Raw genomic sequence first — 22,370 nt, forward strand, 5'->3', positions numbered from 1 at the left:
TGTGAAATTGTGTAGCTATAGAAAACTTGAAAGCAGTATAAGAAATCACTCGTAAAAATCGCTCTTATTCGTTTTTGTTAAGTTTAGCAGCTTACTAACGAATGGGGTGATTATTTTGAGCATCTATCTTTCAAAAAAGATTAAATAACTGATTCCGCTTAGACCTGGCACAGGAGAATAATCAAAACGGGGTAGTGAGGCGTGCGACCAAAATCACAGAAAATGTTACTAAAATGTAAGGTTATGTAATCGCAAAAAAAGGAATAGATGAGTACTATGAAAATATTTAAAAAGAGACGAGGTAATCGATCATGAAAGGAATAATTCTTGCAGGTGGCAGCGGTACAAGGCTGTCACCAAGCACATTAAGTGTCAATAAACATTTAATTCCCGTATACGACAAACCTATGATTTATTATCCTCTATCTGTACTGATGCTTGGAGGTATAAAAGAAGTCTTGATTATCAGCACTCCTCATGATGTATCGAGGTTTAAAGATTTACTTGGTGACGGTGAATCACTGGGAATTTCAATTTCCTATCTCTCACAGGAAGATCCGAACGGGATACCTGAAGCGTTAGTGATCGGCGAGCATTTCATCGGAAGAGACGATGTGACGTTAATGCTTGGTGATAATATTTTTTACGGGCAAGGATTTACGACGCTTTTTCGAAACGCCATCAAGAAGCATGAACATGCGACGATTTTCGGCTATCGCGTAAAGGATCCGAAGCGCTTCGGCGTAGCTGAATTTGACGAAAAGAAAAAGGTGGTATCTTTAGAAGAGAAGCCGGATGAGCCAAAATCTGATTTTGCGGTGACGGGGTTATACATTTATGACCACCATGCAGTAGAGATTGCAAAGCATCTTGAACCATCAGAACGCGGAGAACTAGAAATAACTGATTTGAATAAAGAATACTTAAAGATGAAAAAACTCAAAGTGGAACTTCTCGGTCGTGGTTTCGCCTGGATGGATGCGGGGACACACGAGTCGTTGTTCGAAGCCTCTGAGTTCGTAAAAAATATTCAGCAGCGGCAAGGGTTCAAACTCGCATGTCTTGAAGAAATCTCCTATTACATGGGCTATATCAATAAAGAAGAATTAACAGATATGGGCAACTCCATGGCCAAAAATGATTATGGTCGTTATTTACTCGATATCGCAAATAGGAAGCATATTGAACAGTACTGGGATGATTTAGAAGGTCACCCTATGTTGGAGGTGATGAGTCATGAATAAATCAGATTCTTATTTGCTTGTGACTGGAGGCGCGGGTTTTATCGGCTCCAATTTTATCAAATACTATTTGACCCAATATCCTGACTCTAAAGTAGTTAACGTGGACAAGCTGACGTATGCCGGATCAACCTCTAATCTAGAAAGCGTGGCTGATCATCCCAACTATCATTTTGTCCAGGCAGACATTGCCGATGACAAGGCAGTAGACCGTATTTTTAACGACTATCTAATCGGCGGCGTTATTAATTTCGCTGCCGAATCCCATGTCGATCGTTCGATTGAAGATGCTTCTTCTTTTGTAAATACAAATGTGATGGGGACGATGGTACTTCTGCAGACGGCAAGAAGAGTGTGGACTGAGCAAGGCATACTGCAGACTGCACGTTTTCATCACATTTCAACCGATGAAGTGTATGGTTCATTGGACAATGATGAAAAGTTTCATGAGCAGACCCCATATGACCCAAGAAATCCTTATAGTGCCTCTAAAGCAGGAGCAAACCTCCTCGTCAGAAGCTTCGGATATACATATGGCATGAATATTGTGATATCCAGCAGTTCGAATAACTATGGTCCAAGCCAGCATGAAGAAAAATTGATTCCTACCATTATTTCTAATGCGCTTCGCCATAACCCGATACCTATTTATGGAGATGGAAAAAATGTAAGAGAGTGGCTGTACGTTGAGGATCACTGTCGCGCCCTCGATCTTATTTTTCATAAGGGTCAATCGATGGACAGCTATAATATTGGCGGAGGAAATGAGCTGAAGAATATAGATTTAGCTGTGAAAATTTGTGAGATTCTAGACAATAATTATCCAGATCGAAAAGGTTCCCTGGATAGTTTCAAAGATTTAATCACTTACACTGAGGATCGCCTTGGTCATGATAGAAGGTATGCAGTAGATGATCGGAAGTTACGAGGTGCGATGGGATGGCAGCCAGTCGTCGAGATGGGAAATGGACTTGAAGAAACTGTGGAATGGTACGTAAATCAATGGGCACCAACCAGCCACTGATCTCTGTTGTAGTCCCTGTTTACGGCTGCCGCTCTTGTTTATGGGAACTATGTGATCGATTACGTGCTGTCATTACAGCAATACCTGCAGATTATGAAATCATATTAGTGAATGACTCAAGTCCTGATCATGCGTGGGAGATCATTCACCAATTGGCGATGGAAGATGAACGAATCATAGGAATTGATTTAGCGAGAAATTTTGGTCAGCACCACGCCATCACAGCCGGGCTCGATCATACGACTGGAGACTGGGTTGTAGTTATGGATTGTGATTTACAGGACCGTCCTGAAGAAATAGCGGCTCTCTATAAAAAAGCGCAGGAAGGGTATGAGGTCGTTTTCGCAAAAAGAATCGTACGTCAGGATAGCCTGATTAAAAAGGTCCAATCCAAGCTGTTTTATCGTGTGTACGATTATTTCACAGGTCATTCATCTGATCACACCGTTGCTAATTTCAGTATTTGTCACAAAAAAGTGATCGAAGGCTTTCGACAAATGAAAGAACAGGGGCGTCTCTTTCCGCTGTTTTTGCAATGGATGGGATACAAGACTACTAGTATTCCTGTTGAACATAATGAGCGGAGCGAGGGAGAGTCTTCTTATAATTTTAAGAAGCTGGTAACACTTGCTACGGATACGATTATTGCGCAATCGAATAAACCTTTGAGACTGTCGATCCAGTTCGGGTTCATCGTTTCCCTCGGATCTTTTTTATATGGGCTGTATTTATTCGTCAGATTTTTTTTCATGGATCAGCATGTGCCAGGTTGGACAAGTGTCATGGTTAGTTTATATTTCATCGCCGGACTGATTTTTTTCAATTTTGGTGTGCTGGGATTGTATATAGGGAAAGTATTTAATGAAGTAAAAGGAAGACCGCTGTATCTCATTCGTGAACATGTGAATGAGAAGAAAGAGTCAAACGATCGGAGTGGATGATGTGGCAGACTATTTAAGACCTACCCCATGGGATAAAAGAAATTTTCAAATGGATACATTTGAAGTGATGAGTCTGGAAGAAGAAGCCCTGGCACAGACAGAGAATATTGAAGGGCATTTCACGATTAAAGTGGATCCATCTAAAAGTTCTAAGATACTTCTGGATCACGGCTTCTACTATGTGGATACATTAATCGAACCTGTCTGTGAAGAAGGAAAACTTACCGTATTTGAAAAAGACGGAACCGGTATCTCATTAGACTACGACCGTGAGCGCATTCTTGAAATTGCGGAAGAGTCTTTTGAGAATGGACGGTTTCACCGTGATTTCAACATTCCTGATGAACAAGCTGATCTCAGGTACATGAATTGGGTCAGTGATTTAATGGATAAAAACCAGATTTACGCTCTCTTTTACGAAGGAAACTTGATAGGTTTTTATGGATTTGAAAAAGAGAACGTTCTGTTGTTAGGAATGAAAAAGGAATACAGAAGCAAAGGACTGGCGAAGCCGCTGACGAGTATGGGATGTAAAAAACAGTGGGAAGATCTTGACTTGCAACAGTTGAAAACGTCCATCTCGGCTGCCAATGCACCTTCGCTTAATTTATTTTATTCGCTCGGGTTCCGGTTAAGGAGCGCGAAGGACGTTTATCACAAAATTAATCGCTCCAGTATGGGTGTGTGACCGATGGGATATGCCTATATTTTTGGAACGATTTTCTTTACGGTGTATGGACAACTTATATTGAAATGGAAAATCGATCAATATGGCGGGCTTCCTGAATTGTGGAGAGATAAATTCATCTTCATCATTCAGCTGTTGCTGAATCCGTTTATTTTATCTGGTTTTTTATCGGCCTTTGTTGCGTCCTTGTTTTGGATGGCAGCGATGACCAAGTTTGATATTAGTTATGCCTACCCCTTTATGAGTCTTTCCTTTGTACTGGTTTTTTTATTGTCTGTATTCTTTTTTGGAGAGCCTATTACTTTACAAAAAGTGATGGGGGTTTCCTTTATCGTGCTCGGCATTATCGTAATGAGGTGATTTGATGATTCCATTCAACGTTCCATGTGTCGTCGGAGGAGAAGAAAAGTTGATTCAAGAAGCTTTGACTCAGTCGAAGCTTTCTGGAAACGGTCCATTCGGAAAAAAATGCACAGATTGGCTGGAGAATTATTTGGGTTGTGAACGGGCATTTTTGACCCCATCTTGTACGGCAGCCCTTGAAATGGCAGCCCTTCTTACGGAAGCGGGACCTGAAGACGAGGTCATCATGCCTTCCTACACGTTCGTTTCCACCGCAAACGCTTTTGCTTTAAGGGGAGCGGATATTCGCTTCGTAGATATTGATCCAAGCACAATGAATATCGATCCGGTCCAAATTGAACAAGCGATAACGGAACGAACGAAAGCAATTGTAGTCGTCCATTACGCTGGGGTTTCTTGTGAAATGGATGAAATTATGCGGCTGGCTGATGAACGTGATATTTGGGTAGTGGAAGATGCTGCGCAAGCGTTGACGAGCCATTATAAAGGGAAGCCTTTAGGAACATTCGGTCATTTATCCGCCTTCAGTTTTCATGAAACGAAAAATTATGTGTGCGGCGAGGGGGGTGCGTTGATCATCAACCATTCTCCTTTTATCGAGCGCGCTGAAATGATTCAGGAAAAAGGAACGAATCGCGCCCAATTTGCCAGAGGAATGGTAGATAAATATACGTGGAGGGACATCGGTTCTTCTTATCTTTTGAGTGAACTCAATGCCGCTTATCTTTATAAACAATTTGAACAGATCGATACAATCAACGAAAGTCGGCTGAGGGCATGGAACTTTTATAAAGAACTACTAAAAGAAGTCATGGCGATAGACGGAATGGAAGGTCCTGTGATCCCGGAAGAAGCCAATCATAATGCCCATATGTTTTATTTGAAATGCCGAGATGGGGAAGAACGCTCGGAACTGATGAATTTTCTAAAGGAACATGATGTGATAGCTGTTCCTCATTATGTGCCTCTGCATTCCTCTTACGCTGGGCAAGTTTATGGAATGTTCGCAGGAGAAGATCGTTTTACTACACAGGATAGTGAGCGTATTCTTCGTCTGCCTTTATATTACGGAATAACAGAAGAGGATGTCCGTTATGTCGTCAAACGTATTCAGCTTTTTTATCAGGCATAAATGGATTTTACTAGCCTGCAGCATATTAATCGTTTATTTGCTCCCTTACTATATCCTTGGGGAAAATACTCACATCCGTGTGCACGATAACATGGATTCCAATATCGTGTGGTATCAGCTGCTTGCTGAGAGCGGTCAGATATTTGCAGGGCCTGGAGAGACACTTCCAAACGTCATCAACGGGCTGCCAAGAAGTGCGCTTCCTTCAGCTCTTGATGCCGTAGTCTGGCTTTATGTATGGTTTGAACCGTTTACTGCCTATACGATCAGCCAGACGATCATGAGGTTCACCGCACTCTTTGGGATGTATATTCTATTAAATCGTTTCCTGATAAGTGGGCGCTCGAGCTCATGGATTTCAGCAGGGAGTGCGCTGGCGTTTGCCATGCTTCCTTTTTGGCCGTCAGGTGTACTGACAATCGCGGGACTGCCTTTAGCTTTTTATTTATTTCTGACCATTAGGAAGCAGGGCAGGAACACGCCATGGTATTACTGGCTGATTTTATCATTGATCCCTTTTTTATCGAACTTCATATTGACGTTCATTTTTTTCTTAGGCATTATGGGAGTTCTCTGGCTGTTTGACTGGCTACGCTCGAAACAGTTCAATCCACCTCTATTTATAGCGATCGCCGCCATGACGTCGATTTATTTAATAAAAAATTATATGCTGATTTACACTATGTTCATTGATTCTTCTTTTTCGTCTCACAGGGAGGAGAACAGCCTCGGCCATAAAGACTTGGCAGGCACCCTGGAATTGTTTGAACGTAATTTTTTGAATGGGCATACTCATGATTTGGCACTCCATCAATCGATTGTACTACCGGTATTGGTCGGGGCTCTATTTTTGTCGATCTTGCGAGGTGGGTACCCGACCCGCTTCATTTTATTGTTCGCGGCAACACCAGTCCTTTCCTTATGGTACGCTTTTTGGTACTGGGAGGGATGGAGGCCGCTCAAGGATTCTATCGACATCCTCAATACGTTCAATTTCGCACGTATCCACTTTTTTGATCCGATGATCTGGTACATTTGTTTCGCGCTCGCCTTAGCCATTATTGCCAAACAGATGATTGGTGGAAAATGGATAGTCGTTATCCTAATTGCATTGCAGTGTTGGAATGTTTCTCAAGTTCATGAGGAGATAAAATACGGGGAATTCAACACTCCGACATTCAGCGGATATTACTCGACAGACCTGTTTGACGAAATCAAAGATTATATCGGCAAGGATCCTTCAAGCTACCGGGTTGTCAGTGCAGCGATGCACCCGACGATCGCCCAGTATAATGGATTTTATACACTGGATACGTATAACAACACGTACCCTCTCGAATATAAACATCAATTCCGGGAAGTCATCGGCCCCGAGTTAGAGAAAAGTCCTTCGCTTGCCCATTATTTCGATACGTGGGGAGGGAGAGCGTATATCTATTCAAGCGAACTAGGTGAGAACTATATGTTCAAAAAAACAAGTGACCGTAAGATTGAGGAATTGCTGCTTGATACGGAAGCTTTAAGTGAACTAGGAGGCGAATACGTTCTGTCTGGTCTTCCTCTCGAAAATCATGAAGAAATCGGACTGGTTCTGGAAGAAGAATTTGAAAATGAGAGTTCTCCCTGGAGAATCTATTTATATCGAATTGACGATCCAGTAAGTTTATAATGAAGAAGCTCTGCAGAGTGTTAACGCCTGCAGGGCTTTTTTTCTTTCACTACACGCTTGCTGGTTTTATTATTAGTAGTAAATAATTTAAATTTAAAACTAAACCATTTAGCTCATAAATTTCACATAACTTGGCCCGCTCTTTAATAGACTGATAGCACAGCTATTTTATACTCATAAGGAGTGTGGAAAAATGCCTTCGATAAATATAGATTCAGAGACAAACCTTTATTTTCAAGATGAAGGAGAAGGACCAACTGTCATATTTATTCATGGCGTCATGATGAGCAGCAAGTTTTTTGAACAGCAGCTAACCTATTTGAAGGCCAAATACCGAACAATTACGTTTGACCTTCGAGGTCACGGAAATTCCAGTAAGGTTGAGCACGGGCATACTGTAGCAAACTATGCGAGAGATTTACATGTGCTGATTGAGAAGCTAGAACTGAAAGATGTAATTCTCGTAGGGTGGTCGATGGGGGCGTTTGTCGTATGGGATTACATTGACCAGTTCGGCACCGGCAATATCAAGGCGGTTACTATCGTGGATCAATCGCCTTCGGATTATTTATGGGAAGGCTGGGAATACGGAGCTTTCAATTTTGAAGCGATTAAAGGCGTCATGCAGGCCATCCAGGATAATCAGAGAGCGTTCAATATTGAGTTCATCTATGGCATGTTCAAAGATAAACCCGACCCAAACATGCATAAATGGATTTTAGAAGAAATGATGAAGGTCCCAACCTCTATCGCCAGTACGATCGTTTTCAACCAGACAGCCGTAGATTATCGGGAGACGGTTTCGAAAGTCGATGTACCCACACTGATCTGCTTCGGTCGTGATGATAAATTCTTCCCAGTGGCGGCAGGAGAATATATTCAGAATAAAATTCCTGGATCCACACTTATTCCTTTTGAACAAAGCAGTCATTGTTTATTTTTAGAGGAGCCCGATAAATTCAATATCGAACTGGACAAATTCTTTATGGGGCTTTAAGCAATATATCAAGCGTAGTCTAAGAGGCTACGTTTTTTTTTTGGGAAAATTTCATGAAAATGTTTCCTTTATGAATGATAAGGGGTAATTAAAAGTAAATGACTTCCAAAGCTGACATTTTGAATGAATGGAAATTTAGTGAAAAAACTTACTATGTTGAGGTGATTATTATAAGAGTACTTTTTATTTGAATCACTAATACCCCCTTATTGTTAGTGCTTGTATGCCGTCTATTCACTAATATCCATCTTATATGGAAGTCATGCTTAGGAGAGCCTCTGATTATTGAGTGGAATGATAGCTGAGGCGAATAAGCCGAGAAAAGATAGGTAGATATTAAAAAGACAGTGTCATTTCTCCACGATACTTCACAGCTCAATCAATATTCATGTGGAGAGGAAGATATAGGTTTGTCGTGTTTTGAAGAATTGGAAAAGAAAATTGAAAAGATTAGACAGAGGATGTATGAAATTTACACAAAAAACCCTACGGACGCAGAAGTTTTAAAAATCTCCCAACAATTAGATGATGTGTTGAATGAACTAGAGAATTGTTACTGTGATAAGTCCCAATAAAGGATTTTATCTCCCGTTCTATGAATCTCTGAACGGGTTTTTTTTACAATTTTTCACTGCAGTTCGTATTATAATAGAAAAGCTGTGATATAATTTAGATAACATATAAAAAGGAGATTTACGATGAAAAAAATGGCTGTAATGGTGTTGACTGCCGTTGTTGCTTTGTCTTTGCCCCAATCATCTGTACTGGCTAGTTCCTTTCAGGATATCGAGCAAGTTCCCTGGGCTAAAAATCACATTAATTATTTAAGTGACCGGGAAGTTGTAAGTGGCTATAATTCTAGTACGTTTGCCCCGACTGATAATATTACTCGTGCGCAGGCTGCTCTAATGATTGTCAGGGACCTTTATCCAGGTGAAAAAGCGAGTCAGACGGTGAATTATCCAGATGTGTCTGAAAGTAATTTTTACAAAGATGCTATAGCTTTAGCCTCAGAAAAAGGAGTAATCGAGGGATATGAGGATGGTACGTTTGGACCTGATGATTCCCTCACAAGAGCGGAAGCTGCGGTAATGATTGATAACGCGTACAATATCGACAGTGATGTGAAAGGCATCGGGTTCAGTGATACTACCTCATTAAAATGGGCCGTACATAGCATCCGGGATTTGACTGCAGAGCATATTATTCATGGATACCCCGATGGTTTGTTCAAACCAAATCAATCGATTAATCGAGCAGAGTTTTCCGTCATCTTAGGCTCTACTTTGAATCGCCAATTGATTAATGAGAATTCGATTGAAAGACAGTTTAAAAATTACAGCCTGAAAGATTTTGAAAAGAAGGTCGTTGAGCTGACCAATGATGAAAGGGAAGAGCGAGGACTTAACCCTCTTTCCATCGATAAGAAGTTATCTAAAGTTGCATGGTATAAATCAAGAGACATGCAAATGAACAGTTATTTTGAACATGAGTCACCAACGTACGGATCGCCGTTTGACATGATGGATGGCTTCAATGTGAATTATGATGTTGCTGGTGAAAACATCGCTGAAGGGTATTACTCAGCTGAGAGAGTAGTGGCCGCATGGATGGACAGCCCTGGTCATAGAGAAAACATTCTAAGAGAAGGTGTCACTCATATCGGTGTAGGTTTCGAAGGAGATTTTTCGACACAAATGTTTATAGGTAAATAATTAGAAAGCCTTACAGTTAGAAAACTGTAAGGCTTTTTTTTATGAATTATAAAGATTTGATCTATGTTAAGATTAATGAAATGCAACGTTTACATGAAGGGAAAACTGGGATGAATAATAAGTTTAACGTTTCATTAAAAACAAAGATCCAGGTTCTTATTTTCACATTGATCATCTCTATTATTTTCATACTATCCGGGATTTTCACATACTGGGAGTACGAGCAAACAGAAGATAGCATGGGACAAATGGCGCTTCAGACAGCTTCCAATCTTTCTTATATGCCTTCCGTCGGCAAAGCCTTGCAGCGTGAGGAACCTCCAGAAGAGCTGCAGACGCTTTCGTTACAAATTCAGGAACGAGTCGGTGCAGAGTTTGTCGTCATCGGTGATGAAGAGGGGATCCGCTACGCTCACCCAGATGAAGAACAAATCGGAAGGAAAATGGTCGGCGGGGATAATGAAAGAGCTCTCGAAGATGAGAAGTATTACGTCTCAAAAGCTGAAGGTACACTCGGCCCTTCGCTGCGTGGGAAGGCTCCGGTGTTTAATGAGGAACAGGAAGTGATTGGTATCGTTTCCGTAGGGTTCTTAATGGAGGACATCTACACGACATTTTTCAAGAGGCTCGGAAATATAGCTGGAGTTTCTTTACTCGTGCTCGTGATCGGCGGCGCGGGTGGGTATATGCTGACGAGAAGTATCCGAAAAGACACGATGGGCCTGGAACCCTATCAAATAGCTTCGCTATATCAACAGCGGGAAGCAGTTCTTTCTACTGTTAAAGAAGGGATCGTTGCTATTGATCAACATCAAAAGGTAACGATGATGAATGCGGCTGCGAGAAATTTACTGCACATGGAAAGTGATGTGACGAACACCTACATAAAAGATATTTTTCCGAATTCAGAGATGGAGCGGGTCCTTCGCTCTGGAATAGAAGAACGTGATCAGGAAGTTTCATTGAACGACCGGATGGTGGTGGCAACGCGTACGCCGGTTATCGAGAATGGAGAGGTAGTTGGTGTGGTCGCCAGCTTTAGAGACAAGTCTGAGGTGCGGGAAATGGTCAATGCTTTGTCAGAAATTCAGAGCTATTCTGAAGGTCTGCGCTCTCAAACTCATGAACATGCCAATAAAATGTATGTGTTGTTAGGATTGCTGCAACTGAAAAATTATCAAGAAGCCATTGATTTGATAGAAGATGAATTTCAATCTGTTCAGTCTCAGTCCAATCGACTCTATCAAATCAAAGATGATACAGTCAAAGCGATATTGTTAGGAAAAATAAGTAAAGCGAGTGAACTGAAAATTGACTTCATCATTGATGAATCAGCTTTTCTAGAGCCTGTACCAGAACATATTAATCGTGCTCGACTCGTGACTATCCTCGGGAACCTTATCGACAATGCTTTTGACGCGGTATATGACCAGTCTAATAAGGAAGTTGTTTTTTCAGCGACTGATGTTGGGAAGGAAATCATTTTTGAGGTGACCGATAGTGGTCCTGGCATTCGTGAAGAAGTGATGCCTTACGTTTTTAAAAAAGGTTTTTCAACGAAGAAAGGTGGTCAGCGAGGATTTGGCCTTTCTAATGTGAAGGACATTGTCGCAGAGTTAGGCGGCACGTTCGAAATTGATACAGAGAATGGAAAAGGTACGACATTTTCTGTGTTCATATCAAAATAGCTGGGAGGGGATTATATGTTGAGAGTCGTTGTGGCTGAAGATGATTTTCGTGTCGCTGAACTGCATGAGAAGTTTTTAAAGGAAGTTGATGATGTGCAAGTTGTTGCCAAAGCCCTCAATGCGGAAGAAGCTTTACGGTCAGTAGATAAGCATCGCCCTGATCTATTATTATTGGATGTTTACATGCCTGACCGTTTAGGGACTGATCTTCTCCATGAACTAAGAGAATTGCAGCCTTCCCTGGACATTATTATGATTACAGCAGCTGCTGAAAAGCAATTGATCTCACAGGCTCTGAATTACGGTGTAGTAGATTATATAATCAAACCGATCTCGATGGATCGATTCTTGCATACAATTGAAAGCTATCAAGAGAAAATGCGGATAATGAACAGTCAGGAAACGTTCGACCAGCAAATGATCGACCAATTGATCGGAAAAGATACCCCTTCACGTAAAACTGCAGCCGCACCTAAAGGAATCGATCAACTCACATTGAAAAAAGTAAGAGAGTTGTTAGTAGATTACGGAGAGGAAGGAATTACTGCTGACCAGGCAAGTCACCATATGGGTGCCTCGAAAACCACAGCTAGAAGGTACTTAGAATATCTGATTTCGATACACGAAGGCTCAGCAGAAATGAGGTATGGAAAAGTCGGTCGGCCGGAAAGAAAATATTTTTATCGTGGATAGTAGAACAGCCTCTGAGAGAGGCTGTTCTTTTTATTTCTATTCACTCTACTAACTTTAATTAGATAAGTTTTTCGTGAATTTTATGTGGTTATTTCATTTAATAGTTTAAAAACAACTAATTTTGAAAACGGTTACATTTTAGCAGGAGTACTTTACTATTTGAATTAATTCTAAATTTTCAAAATAAGGAGAGACAACGATGAAGAATTTATCAATGACGGGATTATTCATATTACTTCTTATTATGACTGCATGTAATGATCAGACGGCAGGCTCTGTCAATGGTGAATGGGAGCCTAAAGGGCCGATTGAAATTGTAGCACCTGCAGGGGCAGGCGGGGGCTGGGACACTACGGCTCGGAGCGTGGCGCAAGTGATGGAGGAAGAGAACATAGTCGAGGAAGACCTTGGGATCGTTAACAAACCAGGTGGCGGTGGAGCCGTAGGATGGGCTTATGTAGATAGAAAACAAAACAATCCGCACCATATGTTTATCGGCTCGCCTCCACTCGTTTTCATTCCTTTAAACGGCCAATCCCAGATTGGCTACGAAGATTTCACACCGCTAGCTAATATGATTGCGGATTATGCGGCTTTTGCCGTTGCGGACGATGCGAAATGGGATGATTTAAATGAACTGTTTGAAGACATGAAAGAAAATCCTCAGGACATAACAGTCGTTGGAACATCTTCTCCTGGCTCAATGGACCATATGCAGTTCGTGAAGATTGCAAAAGCTGCTGGCGTGGATATTACAAAAATTAAATACGTGTCCTCACAGGATGGCGGGGCAATGACCCAAATTCTTAACGGAAATGCTGACGTTTTTTCTACAGGAGTTGCTGAAACAATTGAACAGGTGAGGGCAGGCAAAATCAAAGTGCTCGGCATTACTGCGGAAGAGCGTCTTGAAGGCGAGACATTATCCCAGTTTGAAACGGCAAAAGAGCAAGGAATTGATGCTACATTCGTAAACTGGAGAGGTTTCTTCGGTCCTGCAGGCATGGATGAAGGCCAAATCAAGTATTACGAGGAAGCCTTTAAAGAAGTGAGTGATTCTGAGGCCTTTAAGGAAATTCGTGAGAAGTATGGCTGGCAGGAAATGTACATGACAAGTGAAGAGTACAAGGATTATTTGGATGAGCAGAATGCGGAGCTGGGCGAATTACTTGAGGAAATGGGATTAACAGAATAAATTTCAGAAATGAGGTGAGAAGCATGCTGAAAACGATGAATCAAAAGGTAAGTATTGGCCTGGTTTTATTTTCAATTGGTTATTTGTATTTAAGCTTTAATCTTAAAGAATACCCGTATGTGCCCGTGGATTCGGATCTGGTGCCCAAAATACTAGGATTTCTGTTACTTGCTTTATCGGTGTTTCTGTTCTTTGATAAATCTTCTGAAAAAGAGGAAGAAAAAGCAAAACGAGTCGTACCTAAAAAAGAAATTATCGTCATGTGCGGTGTGGGTGGGATGATTTTTGTATATATCTTACTTTTCGAGCTATTAGGTTTCTTAATCACAACAGCTTTATTTATCATCTCTTGTTCGACTTTTCTAGGCTACCGGCAGTGGAAAACAAGTATTCTAGTTTCAATTATTTTTCCTGGTGTTTTATATTACGTATTTAATTATTTACTGCAAATCAGACTGCCGCAAGGAATACTACCATTTTAAAAGGTGTTGATTTTATATGGGTGGATTAGACGGATTATTACAAGGGTTCCAAGTTGCTTTCAGTATAGAAGGAATACTATTTGTTTTTATTGGTGTATTTATTGGAACGTTTATAGGGATGATGCCAGGGCTCGGGCCGATCAGTGCCATCGCTATTATGATTCCGATCACCTATGGAATGGAGCCGACGACCGCGCTCGTTATGATGGCTGGAGTGTACTATGGAGCGGTGTTCGGTGGTTCGACGGCTTCTATTCTATTGAATGCTCCGGGCATATCAGGTACGGTCGCCACCGCTTTCGACGGCTATCCCATGGCTCAGCGGGGTGAAGCTGGGAAAGCGTTAGCTATTGCAGCGGTCTCTTCTTTCGTTGGAGGGACAATATCTGTCGTTTTGTTGATGCTGTTTGCCCCGGCGTTAGCGCAGGTGGCTGTAACTTTTGGACCGCCTGAATATTTCGCGTTAATGTTCATGGGATTGACAGCCATATCAAGCTTATCTGAAGGATCAACGATCAAAGCACTCATTTCGGCTACACTTGGGTTTGTATTTGTCACTGTCGGTATCGATGGCCAGACAGGTACCCCAAGGTTCACGTTCAACAACCCTAATCTATTAGAGGGTATTGATTTCCTTGTCATCGCATTAGGTTTGTTTGCTCTCGCTGAAGTATGCTTCCTTATCGTAAATCGCAAGGATACGTCACTTTCCGATAAAGCAAATGTTGGCAGTACAAAATTAAGTAAAGCCGACTTAAAAGAAATGAGCGGACCGATGTCCAGACAGTCGTTTCTAGGTTTTGTTCTGGGCGTACTTCCTGGGGCTGGAGCGACGATAGCTTCATTTATCGGGTACATTACCGAAAAGAAAATCGCTAAAAAGCCAGAAGAATTCGGAAAAGGTTCCATCAAAGGTTTATCAGCTCCGGAAACCGCCAATAATGCGGCAACGAGCGGCGCTTTTGTTCCTCTTTTGAGTCTCGGAATACCGGGTTCAGGAACGACTGCTGTTATGCTTGGAGCGTTTCTCGTATTAGGCATCCAGCCGGGACCTTTACTCGTTCAGGATCATCCGGATATCTTTTGGGGCATTATTGCAAGTATGTATGTAGGAAATATTATCTTGCTTGTATTGAACCTACCTTTGATTCCTTATATTTCAAAGCTCTTGAAAATACCAAGACCTTTACTTATCTCGCTCGTGATCATTTTTAGTTTGATCGGTGTCTATTCCGTTAGTTTTAATATATTCCATTTGTATGTGTTGTTGTTTTTCGGAGTGATCGGCTATTTGATGAGGCTGACTTCATTCCCGGCCGCGCCATTTATTTTAGCCTTTATACTGGGAGGTATGATGGAACAATCTCTGCGTCAGGCACTGACGGCTTCTAATGGAAGCTATATGGTATTTATTACGGAGCCGATTTCGTTGGCGCTATTACTTATAAGTGTGCTTTCGTTTGCTGTACCTGTTATTAGAGGAAGATTGCGGACGAGGCAATAATAAAATGGAGGAGTTTAACAAAGGACAGTTGAACTCCTCCATTTTTTTTATTTTCGTCCGTAACATCGGATAATCGCTCAATTGTCATTTATTATCCCAATTAATTGGAATTTTACTATGTTTAAATAACATTTCTAACGGGAATATTCCAATATAAGGAATTTTAAAGAGAGGTGAAAAAGATGTTTGTGAATGCCACAACATTAGAAAAGCTTACCCTGCAAGCTACGGACGGTGAAATGGGTAAAATTAAAGATCTGTATTTTGATGAAAGTAGTTATACGATACGTTATTTAACTTTCGAATCAAAAAAATGGTTCCCTGATCAAGTCATTTATTTATCACCTTCTGCAGTAGAAGAGGTGGACTTAGAAAAACAGGTAATAACCGTTAACCATAAGAGAGATGAATTAAGTGAAGGAGCAGGAGTGAAAGAAGAAGCTGAAATGACTCCTGAAAGAGAAGAAGAACTTGCGTCGCGCATGAATTGGAGCCAATATTGGGTCCAACAAGAGAAGAGAGGCGATGAGACTTCTACACGAGGCACTGCTGGCCCTAAAACTCAGCAGAGCAGGCAATTGCGAAGTATCAATCACTTGAAAGGAATTTTTAACCGTGCAAATGTCGTAGCTGAAGATGGAATCGTAGGTCCAATCAGCGATGCGGTCATTGAAATTGACAGTTGGAATGTCCGCTATTTTCAAGTAGACTGCGGTACTTGGTCTACCCATCCATTGGCTTTGATCTCCCCTGATTGGATTACAGATACCGATTGGGACGAAGGACGTTTCCGCGTTGATTTGACCTTACATGAGATTGAAGAAGGACCAATTTACAAAAAAGGAGATCCCATTACGAGAGAGTTTGAGCTGAAATTATATCAAAATTATAAAAAGAGTTTTTACTGGACGTAAGAACTGACCGCATGTCACCCTGAACTATACCCCGAATAATGGACACGAATAAAAAAGTGCCCCTTATTCGGGGTTTTTGTGTTTCACGACCTCGAATATCCCTTTATAATCAAATTAACTATGAAGAGCGAGGTTAGAGACATGTCTAAAATTATGTTTACGGAAACACAAAGGAAAGAATTAGAATCCAACCCAAACGTTATCAAGGTATCTGATCGTTCTATCACTTATGCACCGGCATTCAAACTGAAGGCTGTAAAAGAAAACGGTGAAGGCAAAAGTCCTTATCATATCTTTGTTGACCATGGATTTGATCTGTCTGTGATTGGTTCCAAGAAACCGAAACAGTGTGTGAAACGATGGCGCGAGATATTTCAAAAATACGGAGAAGACGGGTTCTATACAGAGCGAAGAGGAAAAGGCGCCACAGGAAGACCTTCGACGAAAGACCTGTCTTCCGAGGAAAAATTGAAAAAAGCAGAAGCACATATTGCGTACCTGGAGGCAGAATTGGACTTCGTAAAAAAGCTCGACGAACAAGAAAGGCAGGCGAAGAAGAAGAAGAAATAACGACATCAGAGAAATTTCAACTCATTGAACAAGTGGTAAGGACTCATGGCTTCCCCCATTTGATTCAGTATTTTTGTGAGTTGGCCAACGTAAGCCGTTCGGGGTATTACAACTGGTTGAAAGCAGAAAACACCCGCCAAAAGAGAGAACGAAAAGATGAGGCAGACTATGAAATCATCAAGAAAGTATATGATCAACGTCACGGTAAAGTAGGAGCTCTTCAGATCAAAATGATGGTAGAGAACGATGAACATATCGTAATGAACCATAAGCGTATTCGGCGTATCATGAAAAAATATAACCTGATGTGTAAGATTCGCAGAGCGAACCCTTATAAACAAATCGCTCAAGCGACGCAAGAACATAAAACATGTGAAAATAAGCTGGAGCGTCAGTTCGATCAACAAGAACCACACAGAGTCCTCTTAACAGATATCACGTATATCTATTATGCGAAGGGACAGAAAGCTTATCTGTCCGCCATTAAAGATGGAGCGACCCGAGAAATACTGGCTTACTATCTCTCGACCTCTTTAAAGATGGATATCGTGTACACCACACTTGATAAGTTAATGGAACGCGAGGACTTTCTCCCTCACCCCGAATGTTTGATTCACTCGGACCAGGGCGTGCACTACACCCACCCGGATTTCCAGAAAAAAGTGAGGGACCTGGGCTTGGATCAGTCGATGTCTAGGAGAGGGAATTGTTGGGACAATGCCCCAATGGAATCTTTCTTTGGACATATGAAAGATGGAATTGACTTCAAAGCGTGCTCATCTATATTTGAAGTCAAGCAAGCGATTGAAGCCTATATGGAGTATTACAATAACCATCGATACCAGTGGTCCCTACAAAAAATGACCCCGGCTCAATACCGAGGTCATCTCATAGCAGCTTAGCGTTTTTTTTATACTGTCCATTTTTAGGGTTACAGTTCACCCCTTTAACAGAGGGGTTTTTTTTTTGAGAACTACATGATTTCTAATTTATGAGCCAGACTATGTGAAAAGGAGTGATGTAAATTGAAATTGATGATAGGAATTCTGACACTTACAGCTGCGCTGCTTCTCTTGCCGAATCCTTCCTACGCACAGACTGATACTTACACAGTGAAAAGCGGAGATACCTTATGGGAGATATCAAAAAGTTATCAAATAGGGCTTTCTGAAATTATCAACGCGAATCCTGGCTTTAATAACCCGGATTTGATTTATCCAGGCGATTCAGTGACTATTCCATTAAAAAAAGAAGTCAAGTCCGTTGAGCAGCAAGTAATCGATTTAACGAACAAAGAACGCACTGCCAATGGATTAGCTCCCCTGAAAAAGGATTGGCAATTATCACGAGTTGCCAGGTACAAATCCAAGGACATGGCTGAAAAAGGGTATTTTTCTCATGACTCCCCTACGTATGGATCTCCTTTTCAAATGATGAGGGATTTCAACGTTTCTTATAGCCGAGGTGCTGAAAACATTGCGGCCGGACAGACGACGCCCCAACAAGTCGTCAATGGCTGGATGGATAGCCCGGGTCACCGGAAAAATATCTTGGATGGAAACTTGAAAAGGATCGGTGTAGGCTATTTTGAAGGAGGCAGCATGGGGCATTATTGGACACAGATGTTCATAACAAAATAGTTGAAATAGAGCCCTGACTAAGGGCTCTTTCTTTATTTGTAGTAGGAGTTCCTTTCCCCATTCTCATATTCCACAGCAAGTTCAAATGTATTAAAATCAGGATCCAAATCGAAAGTTTCAATGACCTCATCAATCACTTCATCTTCTTTAGTGTACTCATTAAATGTAAACCCATTAAAAGTAGTAGATAATTGATTGAACGCTTCTTCATCTCTAAGTTCCACGTTGTTTAGCTCTTCGATGTTTGCTTTTATCTGGTTTGCTGGATCGATTTCATAATTCACGGTAAAGGTCAAATCTTCCCTGTAATCGACCTTTAGGTGGAAACTTGTAAAGTTGAAAAATTGATCGTATTCAAGTGAGTCGTTGTAATGAACATCGGTGATTTCAAAGGGTGGGGCGGGTCTGGCTTGCTGGTTATAACTTTCACTGCCGCAGGCTGTTAATGTGAAAATACTGATCATCATAAGGAATGCTCTCATAGTTAATCGCTCCTGTCTTGTATATTAAAAGCATTTCCAAAAAAGAAACTATTTAATATGTCTAAACTTTCATTTTGGCAGCTTACATGCAGTCGTAAGGAGGATTTAATATGAATAAATCGTGAAATTAGAGGGCTTTGAACAAGGAGAATTATAATAGTACCGATTCAACTTAGTAGAGAATAAGAGGTAGTATTGAATCACTTACATTTGGGGAGCGATCAATCGGATGAAGAATACTTGCTATTTTTGCGAAGTCGTAACAGATCAGGTAAAGGTTGTGCCGATTACTGAGAATAATAAGCTTTGGGTGGAGCTTTGTTTAGAATGTAGTAATTTTTACGGCTGGCTGTTAGAGGGAAGGGGAAGCAAGTATAGAGAATCGGAGGGGGATAAGCATGCACATGTTCGAGAGAAGTAATTTTAACTATCGTTCATACGAGAAACCTACTTCATTATTATGAAACCATTTTCACCTAGACGGCAATAAAAAGGAAAGGTCAACTTTCTACCTAAGACAGTATGGGATTTCTTAAGTAGATGGAAGTGGTTTTACTCTTAATGGAATTTAAATTATTTCACATTGAAGATTTTTTGGTCCATTATAATAGAATTCAAAAAACGACTGAAAGAGGCTGACTTACAGCCTTCTCAGTCGTTTTTTTATTATGCATTTATTTATATTCAGGCAGCCAGTCACCGTGAGCTTCGATAAGATCATCACACATAGCAATAATGTCATCCATAGAAAGCTCAGCACTTGTGTGCGGATCGAGAAGAGCCGCTTGGTAAATATGTTCTTTTTTAAGAGTGACTGCGGCTTCGATCGTTAACAATTGAGTGTTGATATTCGTACGGTTCAAGGCAGCTAATTGTTCAGGAAGCTCTCCGATATAAGTGGGGAGGATTCCGTTTCTGTCGACTACGCATGGTACCTCGACGCAAGCATTCTCTGGGAGATTTGAAATGAGTCCTCCGGTGTTCATCACATTTCCTCCAAACTTGAAAGGAATATTAGTTTCCATCGCTTCGATGATATGTGAACCATACTCCTTTGAACGCTCATGCGATAGCTGGGAGTTATGCACAATTTCCTCACGCATTTCTTCCCATTCTTTAATTTGATTGACGCAGCGGCGTGGATACTCGTCTAACGGTATATTAAATCGTTCGATGAGTTCAGGGTATTGACTTTTAATAAAATAGGGATGGTATTCGGCATTGTGCTCGGAAGATTCTGTGATATAGTAACCGAATTTATCCATCAATTCAAAGCGAACCATATCATGGTGCTTTTCCTTCTGCTTTTCTCTAGCACGTTTCTTAATCTCAGGATACAAGTCTTCTCCGTCTTTCTTCACTTCTAACAGCCAAGCCATATGATTGATTCCAGCAATCCGTTCCTCAATTCCTTCATGTTCCATATCCAGGTTTTCAAACAATTCTTTTGTACAGACTTGCACACTATGGCAGAGTCCGATCGTTTTCACATTCGTGTGGCGATTCATGAAACCAGTTAATGCAGCCATCGGGTTCGTGTAATTCAACAACAAGGCCTCTGGACAAACATCCTCCATATCCTTTGCGATATCAAGCATAACAGGTATCGTACGCAGCGTACGGAAAATACCTCCGATGCCGATGGTGTCTCCGATCGTTTGCTGTAACCCATATTTTTTAGGGATATCAAAATCGATCACTGTACTCGGTTCATACCCGCCGACTTGTATCGCATTAACAACGTATTTTGCATTACTTAACGCTTCCCGTCTGTTTAAATAAGAAACTATTTTAATTGATGGATTATACTTTTGAGAAAGGTTTTTCAGCATTTGTTCAGATTCTTTAAGTCGTTTTTCATCGATATCGTGCAAAGCGAATTCAAAGCCTTCGAGGGATGGAACGAACATACAGTCTCCGAGTATGTTTTTCGCAAAGATCGTGCTTCCTGCTCCGATAAATGTAATTTTGGACATGTATTTTCCTCCTGTTATGAGTGAACTTTATTGTAAGCGCTTTTAAAAATAAAGATGGTGCGTTTTTCAATCCATATCATATGAGATGCCACTCATTTAAACTGGTAATTCTGGGCTGGTTCTATGCTTCACTGAACCCGAGGATTCACGGAATTGAATCTTACAGGGGTGAATGATTTTAGATGGGACAACTCTTCCTTCTATTCGTTCATTCAATAATTTTACTGCTGATTTACCCATTTCGTCTGAAAAAACTTTCGCCGTAGTCAAAGGAGGGTTTAAATATTTCGCCATTTCTATGTCGTTGAAGCTGACGATCGATACATCGTTTGGAACATTCAACCCTGCATCATGTAAGGCACGAAGCGCACCAACTGCGAGTGGGTCGCTTGCAATGATGAACGATGAAGGGAGATCGCCTTTTGCTATGGCTTGAGTCATTAGTTGATAGCCGGCATCTGTTGACCAATCTCCAATATACACGTTTCCTTCATCATAAAACCCTCTCTTTGACATGATTTTTTTATAAGGTTCGAACCTTAATTTTTCCAGGTTATCAATCACTTGAAGTTCACGGTCTTTCATAGGAGAGTGGACGAATTCTGGACCGCCTATAAAGCCGATGTTCTGATGACCAAGTGATACAAGGTGCTCCAAAAGCCGAGTAGTCGCACTATGAAAATCGGACGTTACGCTGTCGAACTTTTCGAGTCCTGGTGATTCATCAACAAATACGACTCTTTCATACTTAGAATAAATTTGGTGTACTAATTGGGGTGAAATATTTCCGACGACGATGATTCCGCTAAGGTCGTCCAACCTGTTTTCTTCTAATAGATTCTGTTCCTGCCTGACTAAAGTAGAAATAACGATATCCTGCCTTAAACATTCTGCTTCAATGCCTCTTCGAATAGAAGAGAAATATTCATCTTCGTACTCATAATCTTTTGAGCAGAATACGATCATACCAATAGCTTTTTTGGAAGGTCGTGCATTGGATTTCTTCTTATGAGACAGAGACAAATAATTTAACTTCCTTGCAGATTCATAAACTCTCTCTCTAGTAGTATTGGCTACGGATAAATTTTTATCTTCATTCAATACTCTGGAAACAGTCGCTATGGAAACATTTGCTTCTCTTGCTACATCTTTTAAACTCGCCATGTCACACCTCCACTTCATTTACTAAAATTTACTTAACTTAAAAGTATCACAAATTACTATTTAATTCAAAATGTTATTTTAAGGTGTAAAATTTATTGAGATGTTTAGACTTAAAGAAATAGAGTTTTAAAAATAGATCGTAATTCGCGGGAAAGAAGCCAAACACCCTTAAGATAATGAGGAGACTCAACGCACGCAGTTGAAAAGGTATCAACTTAAGGATGCCTTGAGTTTACTTGAAATATAGAAATAAAACCTGTAAAAAAACTGGCATATCAATACATAACTCTCT

The 22,370-nt window shown here is 40.9% G+C and carries 21 protein-coding genes; 18 read left to right on the forward strand and 3 right to left on the reverse strand.

Features of this window, described 5'->3' with window-relative positions; genetic code table 11:
- Positions 1-311: 311 nt before the first annotated feature.
- The 18 genes from rfbA (at position 312) to LF817_RS09775 (ending at position 18,456) form a co-directional block, all read left to right on the forward strand.
- Positions 312-1,244 (forward strand): glucose-1-phosphate thymidylyltransferase RfbA, encoded by a 933-nt coding sequence (gene rfbA / locus LF817_RS09690; RefSeq protein WP_253935606.1) that lies wholly within the window; start codon positions 312-314, stop codon positions 1,242-1,244.
- The gene (gene rfbB, locus LF817_RS09695) at positions 1,237-2,265 is read left to right on the forward strand and encodes a dTDP-glucose 4,6-dehydratase (protein ID WP_253935607.1); all 1,029 of its coding nucleotides are present in this window, start codon (positions 1,237-1,239) and stop codon (positions 2,263-2,265) included. The genes rfbA and rfbB overlap by 8 nt, the downstream gene beginning before the upstream one ends.
- Positions 2,229-3,206 carry a glycosyltransferase family 2 protein gene (locus tag LF817_RS09700; protein ID WP_253935608.1) on the forward strand — a complete coding sequence of 326 codons (978 nt, stop codon included), beginning with the start codon at positions 2,229-2,231 and terminating at the stop codon, positions 3,204-3,206. The genes rfbB and LF817_RS09700 overlap by 37 nt, the downstream gene beginning before the upstream one ends.
- Before the next feature lies 1 nt (position 3,207).
- Positions 3,208-3,894, forward strand: a complete 687-nt coding sequence (locus LF817_RS09705; protein ID WP_253935609.1) for a GNAT family N-acetyltransferase — start codon at positions 3,208-3,210, stop codon at positions 3,892-3,894.
- A 3-nt stretch (positions 3,895-3,897) separates the two neighbouring features.
- Positions 3,898-4,254, forward strand: a complete 357-nt coding sequence (locus tag LF817_RS09710; protein WP_253935610.1) for an EamA family transporter — start codon at positions 3,898-3,900, stop codon at positions 4,252-4,254.
- Positions 4,255-4,258: 4 nt separating this feature from the next.
- Entirely contained in the window at positions 4,259-5,389 is a 1,131-nt protein-coding gene (gene rffA, locus LF817_RS09715; RefSeq protein WP_253935611.1) for a dTDP-4-amino-4,6-dideoxygalactose transaminase, read from the forward strand.
- Positions 5,352-7,058 carry a DUF6044 family protein gene (locus LF817_RS09720; RefSeq protein WP_253935612.1) on the forward strand — a complete coding sequence of 569 codons (1,707 nt, stop codon included), beginning with the start codon at positions 5,352-5,354 and terminating at the stop codon, positions 7,056-7,058. Before rffA ends, LF817_RS09720 begins: the two co-directional genes overlap by 38 nt.
- Positions 7,059-7,251: 193 nt before the next feature.
- Positions 7,252-8,055 (forward strand): alpha/beta fold hydrolase, encoded by an 804-nt coding sequence (locus LF817_RS09725; RefSeq protein ID WP_253935613.1) that lies wholly within the window; start codon positions 7,252-7,254, stop codon positions 8,053-8,055.
- 347 nt (positions 8,056-8,402) lie between these two features.
- Entirely contained in the window at positions 8,403-8,630 is a 228-nt protein-coding gene (locus LF817_RS20400) for a Spo0E family sporulation regulatory protein-aspartic acid phosphatase (protein ID WP_371925032.1), read from the forward strand.
- Positions 8,631-8,753: 123 nt separating this feature from the next.
- Positions 8,754-9,770 (forward strand): S-layer homology domain-containing protein, encoded by a 1,017-nt coding sequence (locus tag LF817_RS09735; protein ID WP_253935614.1) that lies wholly within the window; start codon positions 8,754-8,756, stop codon positions 9,768-9,770.
- 110 nt (positions 9,771-9,880) lie between these two features.
- A complete protein-coding gene (locus LF817_RS09740) occupies positions 9,881-11,458 on the forward strand; it encodes an ATP-binding protein (RefSeq protein ID WP_253935615.1) in 1,578 nt (525 codons plus the stop codon).
- A 15-nt stretch (positions 11,459-11,473) separates the two neighbouring features.
- Complete coding sequence (locus tag LF817_RS09745) at positions 11,474-12,151, forward strand: response regulator (RefSeq protein WP_253935616.1); 678 nt, start codon at positions 11,474-11,476, stop codon at positions 12,149-12,151.
- Between the two features lie 199 nt (positions 12,152-12,350).
- Positions 12,351-13,346, forward strand: coding sequence for a tripartite tricarboxylate transporter substrate binding protein (locus LF817_RS09750; protein ID WP_253935617.1), 996 nt, complete (start codon positions 12,351-12,353; stop codon positions 13,344-13,346).
- A gap of 23 nt (positions 13,347-13,369) precedes the next feature.
- Entirely contained in the window at positions 13,370-13,828 is a 459-nt protein-coding gene (locus LF817_RS09755; protein ID WP_253935618.1) for a tripartite tricarboxylate transporter TctB family protein, read from the forward strand.
- Positions 13,829-13,844: 16 nt separating this feature from the next.
- Complete coding sequence (locus LF817_RS09760; protein ID WP_253935619.1) at positions 13,845-15,332, forward strand: tripartite tricarboxylate transporter permease; 1,488 nt, start codon at positions 13,845-13,847, stop codon at positions 15,330-15,332.
- A gap of 182 nt (positions 15,333-15,514) precedes the next feature.
- Positions 15,515-16,246 carry a PRC-barrel domain-containing protein gene (locus tag LF817_RS09765; RefSeq protein WP_253935620.1) on the forward strand — a complete coding sequence of 244 codons (732 nt, stop codon included), beginning with the start codon at positions 15,515-15,517 and terminating at the stop codon, positions 16,244-16,246.
- Between the two features lie 141 nt (positions 16,247-16,387).
- Positions 16,388-17,718, forward strand: a protein-coding gene (locus LF817_RS09770; protein ID WP_253935621.1) for an IS3 family transposase whose coding sequence is annotated in 2 segments (ribosomal slippage) — positions 16,388-16,760 and positions 16,760-17,718 — 1,332 coding nt in all. Because the reading frame shifts where the segments join, the coding sequence is not laid out codon by codon here.
- 132 nt (positions 17,719-17,850) lie between these two features.
- Positions 17,851-18,456: a CAP domain-containing protein gene (locus LF817_RS09775; protein WP_253935694.1), complete on the forward strand. Its 606-nt coding sequence runs from the start codon at positions 17,851-17,853 to the stop codon at positions 18,454-18,456.
- Positions 18,457-18,488: 32 nt separating this feature from the next.
- Here the strand turns inward: LF817_RS09775 and LF817_RS09780 are convergent, their stop codons facing one another.
- The 3 genes from LF817_RS09780 to LF817_RS09790 all read right to left on the reverse strand — a co-directional run bounded on the left by LF817_RS09780 (position 18,489) and on the right by LF817_RS09790 (position 22,078).
- Positions 18,489-18,938, reverse strand: a complete 450-nt coding sequence (locus LF817_RS09780; protein WP_253935622.1) for a YusW family protein — start codon at positions 18,936-18,938, stop codon at positions 18,489-18,491.
- A gap of 674 nt (positions 18,939-19,612) precedes the next feature.
- Positions 19,613-20,914: an alpha-glucosidase/alpha-galactosidase gene (melA, locus tag LF817_RS09785; RefSeq protein WP_253935623.1), complete on the reverse strand. Its 1,302-nt coding sequence runs from the start codon at positions 20,912-20,914 to the stop codon at positions 19,613-19,615.
- Positions 20,915-21,010: 96 nt separating this feature from the next.
- Positions 21,011-22,078 (reverse strand): LacI family DNA-binding transcriptional regulator, encoded by a 1,068-nt coding sequence (locus tag LF817_RS09790; protein ID WP_253935624.1) that lies wholly within the window; start codon positions 22,076-22,078, stop codon positions 21,011-21,013.
- Positions 22,079-22,370: the final 292 nt, after the last annotated feature.

This window comes from Halobacillus sp. A1, assembly GCF_024189295.1.
GTDB lineage: Bacteria > Bacillota > Bacilli > Bacillales > Halobacillaceae > Halobacillus_A.

Excerpts from the sequence above, each read along its gene's own strand:
- LF817_RS09780 (WP_253935622.1), bottom strand. The coding sequence starts at position 18,938 with ATGAGAGCATTCCTTATGATGATCAGTATTTTCACATTAACAGCCTGC.
- melA (WP_253935623.1), bottom strand. The coding sequence starts at position 20,914 with ATGTCCAAAATTACATTTATCGGAGCAGGAAGCACGATCTTTGCGAAA.
- LF817_RS09750 (WP_253935617.1), top strand. The coding sequence starts at position 12,351 with ATGAAGAATTTATCAATGACGGGATTATTCATATTACTTCTTATTATG.
- LF817_RS09735 (WP_253935614.1), top strand. The coding sequence starts at position 8,754 with ATGAAAAAAATGGCTGTAATGGTGTTGACTGCCGTTGTTGCTTTGTCT.
- rfbA (WP_253935606.1), top strand. The coding sequence starts at position 312 with ATGAAAGGAATAATTCTTGCAGGTGGCAGCGGTACAAGGCTGTCACCA.
- rfbB (WP_253935607.1), top strand. The coding sequence starts at position 1,237 with ATGAATAAATCAGATTCTTATTTGCTTGTGACTGGAGGCGCGGGTTTT.
- LF817_RS09760 (WP_253935619.1), top strand. The coding sequence starts at position 13,845 with ATGGGTGGATTAGACGGATTATTACAAGGGTTCCAAGTTGCTTTCAGT.
- LF817_RS09720 (WP_253935612.1), top strand. The coding sequence starts at position 5,352 with ATGTCGTCAAACGTATTCAGCTTTTTTATCAGGCATAAATGGATTTTA.
- LF817_RS09765 (WP_253935620.1), top strand. The coding sequence starts at position 15,515 with ATGTTTGTGAATGCCACAACATTAGAAAAGCTTACCCTGCAAGCTACG.
- LF817_RS09710 (WP_253935610.1), top strand. The coding sequence starts at position 3,898 with ATGGGATATGCCTATATTTTTGGAACGATTTTCTTTACGGTGTATGGA.
- rffA (WP_253935611.1), top strand. The coding sequence starts at position 4,259 with ATGATTCCATTCAACGTTCCATGTGTCGTCGGAGGAGAAGAAAAGTTG.
- LF817_RS09755 (WP_253935618.1), top strand. The coding sequence starts at position 13,370 with ATGCTGAAAACGATGAATCAAAAGGTAAGTATTGGCCTGGTTTTATTT.
- LF817_RS09745 (WP_253935616.1), top strand. The coding sequence starts at position 11,474 with ATGTTGAGAGTCGTTGTGGCTGAAGATGATTTTCGTGTCGCTGAACTG.
- LF817_RS09790 (WP_253935624.1), bottom strand. The coding sequence starts at position 22,078 with ATGGCGAGTTTAAAAGATGTAGCAAGAGAAGCAAATGTTTCCATAGCG.
- LF817_RS09740 (WP_253935615.1), top strand. The coding sequence starts at position 9,881 with ATGAATAATAAGTTTAACGTTTCATTAAAAACAAAGATCCAGGTTCTT.
- LF817_RS09700 (WP_253935608.1), top strand. The coding sequence starts at position 2,229 with ATGGTACGTAAATCAATGGGCACCAACCAGCCACTGATCTCTGTTGTA.
- LF817_RS09725 (WP_253935613.1), top strand. The coding sequence starts at position 7,252 with ATGCCTTCGATAAATATAGATTCAGAGACAAACCTTTATTTTCAAGAT.
- LF817_RS09775 (WP_253935694.1), top strand. The coding sequence starts at position 17,851 with ATGATAGGAATTCTGACACTTACAGCTGCGCTGCTTCTCTTGCCGAAT.